General features: G+C 46.5%; 12 protein-coding genes. 3 read left to right on the top strand and 9 right to left on the bottom strand.

Going from position 1 to position 14,798, the window contains the following annotated elements:
- Window positions 1-56 precede the first annotated feature (56 nt).
- From OC443_RS09560 to eat, 7 genes are all read right to left on the bottom strand, one after another.
- Window positions 57-1,247: a GGDEF domain-containing protein gene (locus tag OC443_RS09560; protein ID WP_073586382.1), complete on the bottom strand. Its 1,191-nt coding sequence runs from the start codon at window positions 1,245-1,247 to the stop codon at window positions 57-59.
- A gap of 514 nt (window positions 1,248-1,761) precedes the next feature.
- A complete protein-coding gene (locus OC443_RS09555; protein ID WP_073586380.1) occupies window positions 1,762-2,742 on the bottom strand; it encodes an OmpA family protein in 981 nt (326 codons plus the stop codon).
- 310 nt (window positions 2,743-3,052) lie between these two features.
- Complete coding sequence (locus OC443_RS09550) at window positions 3,053-3,244, bottom strand: hypothetical protein (RefSeq protein ID WP_143169449.1); 192 nt, start codon at window positions 3,242-3,244, stop codon at window positions 3,053-3,055.
- 187 nt (window positions 3,245-3,431) lie between these two features.
- A complete protein-coding gene (locus OC443_RS09545) occupies window positions 3,432-3,944 on the bottom strand; it encodes a GNAT family N-acetyltransferase (RefSeq protein WP_234976468.1) in 513 nt (170 codons plus the stop codon).
- A 1-nt stretch (window position 3,945) separates the two neighbouring features.
- Complete coding sequence (fos, locus tag OC443_RS09540; protein WP_073586378.1) at window positions 3,946-4,344, bottom strand: fosfomycin resistance glutathione transferase; 399 nt, start codon at window positions 4,342-4,344, stop codon at window positions 3,946-3,948.
- Between the two features lie 65 nt (window positions 4,345-4,409).
- Window positions 4,410-5,222, bottom strand: a complete 813-nt coding sequence (locus OC443_RS09535; RefSeq protein ID WP_159440388.1) for a metallophosphoesterase — start codon at window positions 5,220-5,222, stop codon at window positions 4,410-4,412.
- Window positions 5,223-5,361: 139 nt separating this feature from the next.
- Window positions 5,362-6,726: an ethanolamine permease gene (eat, locus tag OC443_RS09530; protein ID WP_073586377.1), complete on the bottom strand. Its 1,365-nt coding sequence runs from the start codon at window positions 6,724-6,726 to the stop codon at window positions 5,362-5,364.
- A 286-nt stretch (window positions 6,727-7,012) separates the two neighbouring features.
- Between eat and OC443_RS09525 the strand changes: the two genes are divergently transcribed.
- From OC443_RS09525 to OC443_RS09515, 3 genes are all read left to right on the top strand, one after another.
- Complete coding sequence (locus tag OC443_RS09525; RefSeq protein WP_073586376.1) at window positions 7,013-8,017, top strand: phosphotransferase enzyme family protein; 1,005 nt, start codon at window positions 7,013-7,015, stop codon at window positions 8,015-8,017.
- A gap of 139 nt (window positions 8,018-8,156) precedes the next feature.
- Complete coding sequence (gene qhpR / locus OC443_RS09520; protein WP_073586375.1) at window positions 8,157-9,227, top strand: AraC-like transcriptional regulator QhpR; 1,071 nt, start codon at window positions 8,157-8,159, stop codon at window positions 9,225-9,227.
- 158 nt (window positions 9,228-9,385) lie between these two features.
- Entirely contained in the window at window positions 9,386-10,165 is a 780-nt protein-coding gene (locus OC443_RS09515; RefSeq protein ID WP_073586374.1) for a DeoR/GlpR family DNA-binding transcription regulator, read from the top strand.
- 96 nt (window positions 10,166-10,261) lie between these two features.
- Here the strand turns inward: OC443_RS09515 and OC443_RS09510 are convergent, their stop codons facing one another.
- Both OC443_RS09510 and hrpA read right to left on the bottom strand, forming a co-directional pair.
- Entirely contained in the window at window positions 10,262-10,741 is a 480-nt protein-coding gene (locus OC443_RS09510) for a porin (RefSeq protein ID WP_073586373.1), read from the bottom strand.
- A gap of 108 nt (window positions 10,742-10,849) precedes the next feature.
- Window positions 10,850-14,788, bottom strand: coding sequence for an ATP-dependent RNA helicase HrpA (gene hrpA / locus OC443_RS09505; protein WP_143169448.1), 3,939 nt, complete (start codon window positions 14,786-14,788; stop codon window positions 10,850-10,852).
- Between the last annotated feature and the right edge of the window lie 10 nt (window positions 14,789-14,798).

The raw sequence follows: 14,798 nt of genomic DNA, 5'->3' as shown, positions 1-14,798 counted from the left end.
ACATCACAGCGTAAGATTTAAAAATAACAGCCAGGCCAGGTCTTTCAGCCGGGCTGTTATACGCCCTGAAGTATTTCTTCCAGACCGACCACCCGGTTTCTGCCACCATGTTTGGCCTGATATAAAGCGACATCCGCCCGCTTAACCATCTGCTCAACCGTATCACCGTCAGACGGATGACAAGCCGCATATCCCAGGCTGGCCGTGATGCAATGCATGTTTTCATCAGCATGATTCAAACATATCTCATGAATGGCTAAACGGACTGAATTTAAAGTCTGCTCCGCGCCCTGCATGCGCTGCAGAGGGAAAAACACGATAAATTCATCACCACCATAACGCGCCAGAATATCGGTTTCTGACAGATTTTGCTGAATGACACGGGCAACACGCTGAACTACACTATCCCCCGCATCATGACCCAGTTTGTCATTAACCTGTTTAAAGTAATCAACGTCAATAATCGCCAGAATGAATGGCTGCCTGACTTGCGACATATATTGCTGAACCTGCTCCCAAAAATAGCGCCGGTTATATAATCCCGTCAGTTCATCACGCACTGAGCTCTGATAATGCCGGTCAATCTGATTGAATAAAAATAAGGACAGCAAAGCACCCAGCATAAAATTACAGGCGATACTTTGCGCCAACCGGACTGCAGCCTGAAAGAAATACATATCGTTCATAAATGAGACTGCAACCGAGGGCAAAAGCGCCGCCAGTAATAGTGAGCCTAAACAGAGCGCAACCAGTTTTTCGCCAAAGCCGTTATATTCACGGTGTTTAAATAAAATGCAAAGCATCACAGACAGTAACGTCATATTATTTGCAGCAGCAAAATAGACACGATAAATAAATGAGCCGGAAACCCATTCCAGTAAACCAAACTGAATGGCCGTATATAAACAGACATGGCAGGTACAGACGGCATAATGCCACGGATAAAACTTCATCCGGTACCAGTGAAATATACCAAACAACAGCAGATAAAATGACGCCATATAAAGGGCATTACTCAATAAGACGGAGAATTCAATATTGACCCAGTTACGCACCGCCATAATAACAAAAGCAACACCCCAGCAAAGATAAAGCCAGAAAAAACAAATAGCCGCTTTACGCTGGTGAACATAAATGTCTCTTTTCAGCTGAAACAGAAAAAAGCATCCAATCAGACTACAGCAAATGCTGTCTAAAATATTGACCAGATTGACAACATCCAAATCAGCCACTGTAATTCCTTCCATGAACAAATGTCATTAAAATCCGGGCAAAATATAACATACAGTCATAATAAAGCAGCCCTTATACCCAAGCAACCTGAAGATGCAGGGTTCAGCGTGCAGCCGAAAGGTGCAGTTCAAGGAAAGGGAATGCAGGAATGTACCCACCTTTCAAATTCTCTTGACGCAGAAATGTGCCTTTTAGCTCACGCCCTGCGGGTGAGTTTGTCAGGCTCTGATACGGCGTGACTGATTTTCAACGTAGAATGACTATGTCTGCAAATCAGTGCCTTGTCTCAGAGCCTGACAAATCTCACTGAAACCTGCATCTTCAGGTTGTTTGGGTATATTTACATTTATATAAACCTGAAAGTAAAATTAGATCAATTGGGATTCAAGACTCAGATTTGCATACATGGTTGCCAACCGGCCGGAACACAATGTTCCGGCCGGTTGGCAAGATGGTGTCGTTAGTGACAGACTTACCCGGTTACGTATATGCAGGGAACACAACTCAGGATCGGCTCACTCTGAAGATTTACTGATATTCAAAAACCGGGATTTCAATTTCTACCCGGCGGTTTTTCTCCCGGCCGGCTTTAGTTTCGTTTGAAGCAACCGGGTTCGCTTCTCCCATACCTTTGGCTGAGACCCGTTCAGCTTCAATCCCTTTTGAGATCAGGAACTGACTCACAGATTTTGCCCGCCGCTCTGATAGTTGCTGGTTATAAGCTTCCGGGCCTCTGGAGTCGGTATAACCGGTGATCATCACTTTAGCCTGTGGATAGCGGGATAAAATATCAACCACTTCCTGCAGTGATTCCGTTGCGGTCAGCTCTGCACTATTGGTTGCAAATGTATTTGTTCCGCTTAAGCTTTTCTTGAAAACTTTCGGCTCAGATGGTTTTTCCTGGCGAACTGGTTCCGGTGCAGGGACCGGAGCCGCCATAACTTTGTGCGGTTTTGGTGCGGGTTTCGCCCCCATCGGCTTATGGTACTTTTTCCCCTGACCAAATTTATAACTCAGGCCAAGCGTCACCATATTTCCCTGAGCCCGGACAAGGTCATTACTCATGTCCGTCAGAATCTGATATTCCAGCCGTAACCCCAGATTTGGCTGAATCATATATTCGCCACCTAAGGCTCCCAGAAAAGAAGCATCATCACCATCGCCAAAATTCACAAATCCGAGCCCGGTTTTGATATACGCTGAAAAATCTTCAGCCAGCGGGAAATTAAATTTAGGTGCCACGGTGACAGCGGTTACTGTCTTATCATCCAGCCCACCACCGGTAAATTTACCCAGATAGTCATAGCCCAGCTCAACAGCAATATGCTTTGAAAACTCATAACCGGTATAAATCCCGCCACCAAATGAATCATCATCGCAACTTTCACCGCCCAGACATGAGTCATCCAGCCATGTCGCTCCCAGCTTGCCGCCCACATAGCCCTGAGCCTGAACCAGACCAGCCTGCATCAAACAACAAACTGATAACACTGCAACCATTTTTTTCATCTTTTTTATTCCTTCTGCTTGTTTCTGTGTCCTGAACTTTCTGTTTATCTGTTCTGTTTCTGCTTTCTTGTTTCTGACAAGAATTTATCCGGCGCCTCTGTAACTTATTGCTTAAATGTAGTTCATATCCGTGCAAATGAATGAAAAAACCCGGTTTAAGGCTGATTCTGATATGTTTTTCAGTCAGATCGTCAGAGAGAAAACAGAAACAGACAAATCTTACGAAAATCCGTCTCTTCAGGTTGCATGGGTATCAATATATAAAAAACGGGGCCGGAAAAACCGGCCCCGTATGATTTGGAATTGAAGATTATATTTTGAGAAAACTTTTAACCGGTTGATTTTGCTGTTGCTTTAAACGTTTTTTTTCTGCTTCCCTGTCTTTTAATAAAGCTAACGTCTTTTCACTTTCAACCCAGTTATCATACCGCTGTCTTTCCAGACGTTCCTTCATTGGTGTTTTGGGTGAATAATCCAGTGGTTTTACTTTAATTCCGCTCATCTGTTCCTCAATACGTCTTAATCTGTATGCCTGTGTCATCAGGTGAATGCAACTGGTTACTGTCAGAAACAGGATTATCAATAACAAGCGGTGTTTCTGCAAGACTGTGCGGTACAAATCGATAAAAAATAACATTCAATTGAAAAATCACTGACATAACTGAGCAAAAAAAGACCTGACAGCAGACTTACAAAACAAGCTTCATGATATGTTGTGGCCCGGCGGATCCGCCAGAATAGAGCGCGTTGGTATCCTGAAAATCAGCGCTCAGATAACAGTGTCTTGCCCCCGGATTTCTGCAATTAACGGTGAGGTAAACTTCCTGATAAGCGGGATACTCTGACTGCAGATATGCAGGTAAAAGCCGGACGGCTTGTTTGCCACATCCCAGTCCCTGAAATTTCTGATCAATAAAAAAAGCCCGCAGCCCCAGACACCCCACAGGCGCGAAGTCATACTGGTCACCATAAGCCGTATCAATCAGAAAAAAACCAGCGACCTGTTCTCCGGCCATCACCAGATGCGGATAGACCGTCCCGCTGATAATAGTCAGAATCTCCTGGATATGTCCGACAAACGGCAGTTGATCATCGTTCACCTTCAGACGGGATACTTCCGGTAAATGGCGGATATTCATCCGGATAATCCGGATGTCCCGGGTATACATGCTCTGTTCGGTTTGCATCAGATCCGGATTCATATCAAAGCCACTCCAGTCCTGAATACGGGCTGAATTTGAGGCTTTCCAGCCGGCTTTTCAGATCACCGCTATGAATTTCAAGTTTATGCCCGTCCGGGTCAAGAATATACAAAGACTGTCCTTCGCTGCGATTCATCTTCCATTCCCGCACACCCTGTAACCTGAGGCACTCCACATATGCTGCGAAATGCGCTGCGGGAATATCAAACGCGATATGTGTGTAGTCGTCTTTGGGGCAAAGCTGATCGCAGGACAGACAAAACCACAGAGAACCCACAGACAGGTAAGCCCCCTGTTCCCATTTGACATGTGCTTTCATGCCAAGTGTTTGGGTATAAAAGTGAAGTGAACGCTCTAAGTCACTGACAGCAATCGTGATATGATTTAAACCAGACAGCATGCTCTGCCCTCCTAATTTTTATCAATAATTTACACAACATCTGTCTGAGAATAAAGCGACCGCATTCATTCAACCTGAATGAGATAGCGGGATGTCCCCTCAAGTACAACACAACGCAGAACATTTCTGAAGTAGATGCCCGAGTCAAGATTAATCCGGTTAGGCAGACTTTCAACCCGTGCACTTGGGGTATGACCATGAACAATGACTTTACCAAAATCCATTTTTGAGCGAAGGAATCTATCTCTGATCCATATCAGTGATTGGGTACTCTGATTTTTCAGGGCCTGTACGGGGTCAACACCGGCATGGGCGAAAAAATAATCATCCATTTCAACAGATGGTTTCAGTGACAGATAAAACTGCCGGTGAGATTCCGGTAATTTATCGAGAAAGACCCGACGCACTTCAGCAGCAGCTTCAGCATCCGCCAGCCCCTGAATAATCAGCTGACGCGGCACACCATAAGATAACAGGGTCTCCATCCCCCCCTGAGTACCCCAGACCGGCAAGACCGGACGTTCGTGAATAAAGTCCAGCAACCATTGTTCATGATTGCCTAAAAGAAAAGTATAACTTGCTGAGTCATCCATTTTCTCTGAACGAATCAGCAGGTCGACAACCCGTTTGCTGTCTGCTCCGCGATCAATGTAATCTCCGAGAAAAATAATCAGCGGCTTTTCGGCCGGTGCTGTTTGTCTGTCTTTTTCGATCGCCGCCAGCATTTTTGCCAGTAACATATCGCAGCCATGAATATCGGCCACGGCGTAAATAAGACGTGAAGATGCCGCTGGTTTTCCCGAGCGAAAATGAACCCAGCCCGGATCAGTATAATCGATGGATAAAGGTATTCTGTCTGACGTTCTGTTATCACTCATCGGCCTGATTATATTCATGACAACTATATGATTAATGTAGTCAGATCCCGCAGATGATGCGAGTTTCAGTCCTGTAAAAACCGGTCACAACATGTGTGACCAGTTCATTTGATACTATACCCAAGCAACCTGAAGCGAATTATTCGCCAACCAGCATCAGATCCTGTACAGCCTCATCGCGCTGTTGCTGGGTTGCCCGGAAATACAGATATCCGACAAACATCATTGCCGCAAATATCAGGGCTATTGTCAGGTTAAACCAGATCATAGCAATAAATGAAATCACCGATAAAATCAGCGCAATCGCCGGAACAACCGGATAAAACGGCGCTCTATAGCTGCGAATCATCTTTGGTTCAAGACGACGTAACCGGAACAGACTCAACATACTCATCATATACATCACAATCGCACCGAAGACTGCCATGGTAATCATGGCTGCAGTCAGGCTCATACCCTGTAAATTGATGATACCGTCACTGAAAATCGCAATAATCCCGATGACACCACCGGCAATGATTGCACGGTGTGGCGTATCAAACCGTGACAGTTTTGACAGGCTTTTGGGTAAATAACCTGCCCGTGCCAACGCAAAGAATTGCCGGGAATAGCCCAGAATGATGCCGTGAAAACTTGCAATCAGACCAAACAGACCAATCCATACCAGCATATGCAGCCAGCCTGAATTATCGCCAACCACCATTTTCATCGCCTGTGGCAGCGGATCATTAATTCCTGAAAGTTTCTGCCAGTCTCCGGCACCACCGGCAAACATCATGACACCTAAAGCAAGCACAACCAGTGTCAGAATACCGGAAATATAAGCTTTCGGAATCGTACGCTTCGGATCTTTTGCCTCTTCTGCGGCCATTGCAGCGCCTTCAATCGCAAGGAAGAACCAGATAGCGAACGGAATTGCAGCAAAAATACTGGAAATCGTACCGGCACTGAAATGCTCACTGCCAGCCCAGCCATTCAGCATGAAATTCGTCATGCTGAAGTCAGGAGCAACCACACCCATAAACACTAATAATTCAATCACAGCTAATACAGTGACACAAAGTTCAAACATCGCAGCCAGTTTAACGCCCAAAATATTGAGTCCCATGAAGATCACATACGCGCCAACTGCGGCATATTTAGGATTCAGTTCCGGGTACTGAACATTCAGGTACGCTCCAATTGCCATAGCAATCGCCGGCGGCGCAAAGACAAATTCGATTAAAGTTGCCAGACCGGCAATCAGACCGCCGGTTTCGCCAAATGCACGACGACTGTAAGCAAAAGGACCACCGGCATGAGGAATTGCTGTTGTCAGCTCGGTAAAACTGAAAATAAAGCAGGTATACATGGCAGCAACAATTAAAGTGGTCACTAAAAATCCAAGTGTTCCTGCAACGCCCCAGCCATAACTCCAGCCGAAATATTCTCCTGATATCACTAACCCGACAGCAATTCCCCAAAGGTGAATTGTTCCGAGTGTCGGTTTTAATTTCCCTGTCATCACATACCTCCTGTAATCTCACTAATCCATACGATGAGGCGACGCCATATTACTTCCCTGGCAAGCACCATCACCTGAGTCCGTCAGACCCTAAATCGATAGTGCGCAATCATTCAAAAGAAAACTTGACCCGATAGCAGCAAGCATTGCGCCTTAAAGTCAAATTCCTCTACATCATTTTTCTGTTGTTACATAAAGTCAACATTTCGTCATGTCAGGTCAAGCAACTTCATCCGCTTCAGGTAATGCTATTGGACAACAAATCAAGGCACTTAAAGGAGTAAGTATGTCAACTGAACAATATGACAACCTGACGGATCAGCAAATTACCCATCTGGCACAGCAGTTACTGCAAACCTACCCCAGTCAATATGCCGGACAACTTCGTCTGTTGTGCCGTTCTGAAAATGCAACCTTTAAAATTACTACAGCCAGGCATCAATATGCGATGCGGATTCACCGTTGCGGCTATCACAACAAAAATAATATTCTCAGTGAACTGGCATGGCTCAATGCCCTGCGTGAAACCGGCATCATTGTTCCGGAAGCTATCGCGGGCAGTAATGGGGATTATGTTCAAACGATAACCTCAGCTGATGGCACGATCAGACATGCTGTGCTATTCCACTGGATCGACGGAGACATGCCGACGTCTGAGGTCAATCCGGAATCATTTCAGCAACTTGGGGCTATTACCGCCCGGTTACATCAACACAGTCGTGAGTGGCAAAAACCGGACTATTTTGACCGGCTGCTGTGGAACCATGACACCATGGTGACCGATCAAAGCCACTGGGGACGCTGGCAGGATGCACCGAACCTGAAAGCAGTTGATCATTCGATCATTGAAGAAAGTCTGCAGCAGGTTTATGCCGCACTGGATGATTACGGACAGGATGAATCCCGCTATGGTCTGATTCATGCCGACTTACGCCTGACTAACCTGCTGTTACATGAAGGCGAAACCCGGGTGATTGATTTTGATGACTGCGGCATGGGCTGGTATATGCATGATTTGGCGGCGGCGATCAGCTTTAACGAGCATTTGCCGAATGCACAGGCCTGGGTGGAAAACTGGATCACGGGTTATGAACGAATCGGACATTTAACCCAGGCTGATTTTGACATCATACCGGCGATGATTATTCAGCGTCGTATCCAGATGCTGGCCTGGACCGGCACACATGCAGAAACGGAAATGACCCAAAGCCTCGGCCCTCACTGGGCAGATGAGTCGGTTCGTTTATGCCGGAAATTTCTGGAAACTCAGGCACTACCTGTGGGCATTTAATTCGTTTTTTTGCACCAATATCAGTCACCTGAGTCAGAGAAAAATAAAAATATCATTAAATATCAAATAATTAACTCATGGTTTGATAATTGCTTAGATGAGATATGGTTGAACCGGTGTGATCAAGGATTCAGTGACGATGCAAAAAACGGTGGTCTCTCATCAACATATAACCAGTGCGCTTAGTCAGCGGCTCTCTTCAAATCAGGGTGTATTATCTGCTGCTGCAACGGGTCTGGATAATTTTATCACCCGGGTTGGCGGAAATGCCGAACTGATTCTCGGCTGCTGTGATGTTGATCCGGAAATCATTGTCAGTCCGACCCAGAGTATTAAGTTAGTCAATTATTGCCGAGTCCTTGAAGAAGCCGCATCACAGGCAGATTATGACAATTTCGGTCTGCATTATGGTAAGCAGTTTCAGCCGCAGTCTTTGGGATTAATCGGCTATATCGGCCTGTGTTCCGCCACGCTGGAAGAAGCATTAAGAAATGTGGCCAGTGCCTTTCACTGGCATCAGCATGATACCTTTGTTCAGTTGGCTGATATGAAAGACTGCTGGCGGTTTGATTATCAGATTCGTCATGGTGCAATTATTTACCGGCGTCAGGACGCTGAGCTGACACTGGGCATGATTATGAACCTGATTCGCTCTGCGACCGGCATTAAATGGGCACCACGGGAAGTTCATTTTGAACATCCCCGCCCGGAACAATGGCATGATCACTGTAAAGTCTTTGATGCGCCGGTTTATTTTGATCAGCCGTACAATTCACTGATTATCCCGAAAGCGGATGTCATGCGTCCGATGCCAAATCATGATCCGATGCTGCTGAGTGTCATGCTGGATGCATTACAGCACCTGAATACAACGTCGTACCGGCAAAATATTGTTGAGCAGACCCGGGCGCAGATTCAGATTTCCCTGATTCACGGCGAACCGGATCTGGAAGCAACAGCAGACCAGCTCGGCATGTCACGCTGGTCATTACAACGGCGTCTGCAACAGGAAAATATTACTTTTTCCCGTCTGGTTGATCATGTACGTTGTGAACTGGCGACTCATTATCTGAAACAACAAAAACTACCGATTTCTGAAATGGGCATGCTACTGGGCTATTCGGAAACCAGCGCATTCTCCAGAGCCTTCAAACGCTGGTTTGGTGTCAGCCCCCGTCAGTTCAGACAGCATATGCATATTTCCGGCTGATTCCTTTCTGTCTCCCGGTCAGCCGTTTGCCATTTCGGCAGGTAATTTCCGGATTTCATACCGGTAACCGGTCAAATCTCACTGAATACTGCACCTTCAGCGAACTTGAGTATATACTCTGTTTTTACCCGCTAAGTCTCAGGATATACACAGAATTCATGTTACAACATGTCAGATTACACCGGATTCAGACACTGCTTTCTAATCATCAGCAAGTGAGTACAGAACGTTTAATCCGCGAGTTAGGCGTTTCAAGGGAAACGATTCGGCGCGATATTATTACGCTGGAAAATCAAAACCTGGTCAGGCGGGTACATGGCGGGATTGTTGCCATTCAAAAGCCCCAGCAGGAAGCCCCGCTGACAGAACGTCAGGCCCGGCAAACCAAAGAAAAGAAAGCCATCGCGCAAACCCTCGCTGAGATGCTCTCGCCCGGACAAACCATATTTCTTGATTCGGGCAGCACAACAACCCGCGTTGCTGAGGCGCTTTCCACAATGTCCGGCCTGACGATCATCACCAACAATATTCAGGCAGCTTTATGTCTCAATGCTTCCGAAGGACGGGAACAATTGAATAATCAGATTCTGTTACTTGGCGGAGATTTACAGGCGGACGCCAAAGAAACCCGGGGTGAGGAAACGCTGAATACAGTTTACCGTTACCGGGCCGATGTGGCGGTGTTGTCTCCTGTCGGAATTTGCAGCCACGGAACAAGCAGCTTTTATCACTGGGAAAGTGCTATCGCTGAAGCCATGATTCGCCAGTCAAACCAGTGTATCTTACTGGCTGATCATACAAAAATAGGCAAACAGAGCCGCTTTTATTATGCCCGGCCTGAACAGGTCACGTCAGTGATTACCGATAGCAAAGCAGTTGAGCTTGCACAATTTAATGAACTGGAACAACTTTACCGGCAAATCATGATCGCAAAATAACTTCGCTGTGAGTCATAAAAAATGAAACAGAAGCCATAAAAAAACAGGCCGGCAATAGCTGACCTGTTTTCAATCATGCAATATTCAGAAACCGGTTTATAAGAAGTGGAATGTCGCATTAAGCTGATAAGTTTTCATATCGCTCCCATCCATCTCATAAGTCTGATAACTGGCACCCACAGTAATCGGCCCCATCACAGAAAGTTCAGCGCCGACACCATACATAATATCCAGGCCATCATCGACTTTTGTACCGTCTTCTTTTTTATCCCAGGAATGTAAACCACCTTTGGCATAGACATGCAACGGACCTAAATCAAGGCTTGGTTTTGCAGCGAAATAAACCGTGTTGGCCTCAGTTTTTACGGAATTAACCGTCACTTCTTCAAATTTAGTCATGCCGGCTTCTAAGCCGAGTATGGGTAAAATACCTGTACCGACATGGACGTTATAAGTCGTACCATGTTCACCTTTGTATTCAGATTCACCTACGGACGCACCTCCGTAAATCAGAGAATCTGCCAGTACAGATGTTGATGCACCCAAAAGTGCGAATCCAATCAGTAATTTTTTCATGATAAACCTTCTCTGTATAACGACCATGTGAACCGGCGAATATTTGCCGCACATTGCCCGAAATCATTTCAATGACACGTCACTAAATACGGTAAGCAAAATCTGATCCTAAAACTCATCGATAGCATTTTTTATTCGCTTATCCGATACAGGATATGGCGTGCCAAGCTGCTGAGCGAAGAAACTGACACGCAACTCTTCGATCATCCAGCGCACCTCCCGGATCTCTGCCGGTACTGTCGCGCCTTTCGGGATTTTGTTGAGCAGCTCGCGGTAATCCGCCGTAACAGACTCAATTTTCAGCATATGAAGCCGGTCTTTGTTCGGATCGATCGGCAGTTTTTCCAGCCGCCTTTCAATCGCCTTCATATAACGCAGAATATCCGGCAGTTTCTGCCAGCCGCACTCAGTGGCAAATCCTTTGAAAATCAATCCTTCAATCTGTGCTTTGATATCCGATAAGGCAAATGCCATCGACAAATCAACCTTGCCTTTCAGCTTCTTATTGATCTGAAAAGCCATTGTCAGAATCGATTCAACCTGTCTGGCAATATCAACCACGGTATCACCCAGCTCAGCCCTGACATGCTCTTTCAAAGCTTCAAAGGCATCACCCTGCCATACCAGTCCACCCTTTTCTTCGATCAGTTTATCGACACCGCAGGCAATACAATCATCGATCAAGTCCAGCACTTTTCCATATGGATTAAAGTAAAGACCCAGTTTGGATTTATTGGGCAGATTCTGGTGTAAATATTTGATCGGTGACGGCACATTCAGCAAAATAAGCCGCCGCTGACCGGCCTGCATGACCGTGCGTTGCTCTTCTTCCGTCTCAAACAGCTGCACCGCGACACTATCCTTTTGATCAACCAGCGCAGGATAAGCTTTGACATCAAACCCGCCTTTTTTCTGCTGGTAAACCTGAGGGAGTTCACCAAAACTCCAGGTGTGCAGCCCTTTCTGCTCAATGTCATCGTCAGCAACCTGAGAAAGCGTTTCTTTCACTTTATCTTTCAGACTGTCTTTCAGTGCATATAAATCTTTGTTTTCTTTTAACTTACGATGGCGATGATCAACCGCGCGGAAGGTGACTTTCAAGTGTTCTGCAACCTGTTCAGGGTTCCAGTCTTCACGGAGAATCTCAACGCCGGTCATCCGGCGAAGTTCTTTCTCCAGCGCATCCAGCAACGGCATTTCCAGTGGTGTGACTCTGGCCAGAAAAGCATCCGCATAGTTGGGTGCAGGAACAAAGTTCCGGCGTAAATTCTTAGGCAACGACTTGATCAGACTGACAATCAGTTCATGTCTTAATCCCGGAATCTGCCAGTCAAAACCACCGGGCTCCACCTGGTTGAGCACCGGCAACGGGATGTGAACCGTGACACCGTCACGGTCATCACCTGGTTCAAATTGATAGCTGAGTTTGAGTTTCACACCATGCTGATGCCAGAAGTTCGGATAATCCAGCTCTGTGATATGGCTCGCATCACCTTTCAGCAACATCTCTTTTTCAAAATTCAGCAATTCTGAATTTGCTTTACCAGCCGTCTTCCACCAGGTATCAAAATGTCGCCCGGAAACCACTTCAGTCCCGACCCGCTGATCATAAAACTGATACAAAGACTCGTCATCGATCAGAATATCCCGGCGTCTGGACTTATGCTCAAGCTCTTCAACTTCTTGTAATAACTTTCGGTTTTGTCTGAAAAACGCATGTTTATTTTCCCAGTCACCTTCAACCAGCGCACTGCGGATAAAAATCTCCCGACAGATGACCGGATCGATATTGCCGTAATTAACCAGTCGTTTGCCAATCACAGGAATACCGTACAGCGTGACTTTTTCATAAGCCATCACTGCAGCGCGTTTTTTAGACCAATGCGGTTCACTGTAAGTGCGCTTAATCAGATGTTGCGCCAGCGGTTCAACCCACTCCGGCTGCATTTTAGCTACCACTCTGGCCCACAGTTTTGAGGTTTCAACCAGCTCAGCCGTCATCACCCATTTGGGTTGTTTCTTAAACAGGCCGGAAGCCGGGAAAATGTGGAAACGGGCATTTCTCGCTCCCTGATATTCACTTTTTTCCTGATCTTTCAGACCAATATGAGATAATAAACCCGTCAGCAATGAGGTATGAACAGCCTGATAACTGCCGGGTTCATCATTGAGTTTAACATTCAGTTCCCGCATTACCTGATGAAGCTGGAAGTAAAGATCCTGCCATTCCCTGACCCGCAGATAATTCAGATAATCCGCCTTACACTGCCGGCGGAACTGGTTGTTACTTAATGATTTCTGTTCTTTTTTCAGGTAATTCCAAAGGTTCACAAAGGTTAAAAAGTCAGAATCTTCATGGAAGAAGCGCCGGTGCTTATCATCTGACGACTGCTGTTTGTCGGACGGCCGCTCTCTGGGATCCTGAATCGACAATGCGGACGCAATCACCATCACTTCATGCAAGCAGCCAAGCCGTGATGATTCGAGCACCATTCTGGCCAGACGGGGATCAATCGGTAAGCGGGATAATTTTTGTCCGATGGCTGTCAGCCGTTTCTTCCCTTCCTGTCCTTTCTGAGCCTGATGATCCTTTTCGTAAATCGCACCCAGCTCTTCCAGCAGACGGACACCATCCTGAATATTGCGCCGGTCAGGTGCTTCGACAAACGGGAAGGCTTCAATATCACCAAGCCCCAGAGCGGTCATCTGCAAAATAACCGAAGCCAGGTTGGTTCTCAGAATTTCCGGGTCAGTAAATTCCGGACGGGATAAAAAATCATCCTCCGAATACAGACGGATACAAATCCCGGCAGCAACCCGGCCACAACGTCCCTTTCTTTGATTGGCGCTGGCCTGAGACACTGGCTCGATGGGCAAACGCTGTACCTTGGTCCGGTAACTGTAGCGGCTGATTCTTGCCGTGCCCGGATCAATCACGTATTTAATACCCGGCACTGTCAAAGAGGTTTCAGCGACGTTGGTTGCCAGTACAATTCTTCGCCCGGTATGAGACTGGAATATCCGGTTTTGTTCCCCGGCAGATAACCGCGCGTAGAGTGGTACAATTTCGGTGTGTTTCAGATTTCTTTTTGTCAACGCATCAGCAGTATCGCGGATCTCCCGTTCACCGTTCATGAAAATCAGGATGTCGCCAGGACCTTCATCAGACAGTTCGTCAACGGCATCGAAAATACCTTCCAGCTGATCCCGGTCACTTTCATCTTCCCCGCCCAAAGGCCGGTAACGGGTCTCAACCGGATAAGTTCTGCCGGATACTTCAATAATCGGCGCATCGCCGAAATGTTTTGAGAAACGTTCCGGATCAATGGTTGCTGAAGTGATAATCACTTTCAGATCCGGGCGCTTAGGTAAAAGCTGCTTCAGATAGCCCAGAATAAAATCAATATTCAGACTCCGTTCATGGGCTTCATCAATAATCAGCGTATCATACTGATTTAAAAAGCGATCATGTTGTATTTCTGCCAGCAGTATACCGTCAGTCATCAGCTTAATCTGAGTTTGATCTGAAATCTGATCATTAAACCGGACTTTATAACCGACAAATTCACCCAGCTGTGAGTGTGTTTCCTCAGCAATCCGGGCCGAAACGGAACGCGCAGCAAGACGACGTGGCTGCGTATGGCCAATCACGCCATAAACGCCCCGCCCTAATTCAGCACAGATTTTCGGTAACTGAGTGGTTTTTCCTGAACCGGTCTCCCCGGCCACAATAACCACCTGATGAGAAGCTATTGCCTGCGCGATCTCTTCACGTTTCTGGCTGACCGGTAAAATCTCCGGATATTCAAGATGCACAGCAGACTGACGCCGAAGCTCAGCTGCCATCATGGAGTGTGCGATATCCTGTGCAATTTCATCAAATACCGCTTGCTTCGCTGCGGGATTTTTAATTTTGTTCGCGCCCTGAATCCTTTTATTGAAACGGAATCTGTCTTTGAGCATGCAATCATTCAATGCTTTGCGTAGCGTTCCGTATGAATTGGTTTTGGATTTCGATTCGTGGGCCTGAGGCTGTGACGATGTCAAAGCGAATCCT

This window comes from Vibrio quintilis (assembly GCF_024529975.1).
In the GTDB taxonomy this organism is placed as follows: domain Bacteria; phylum Pseudomonadota; class Gammaproteobacteria; order Enterobacterales; family Vibrionaceae; genus Vibrio; species Vibrio quintilis.
The sequence above is the reverse complement of the archived record's forward strand: the minus strand, read 5'-3'. Positions and strand labels throughout refer to the sequence as shown.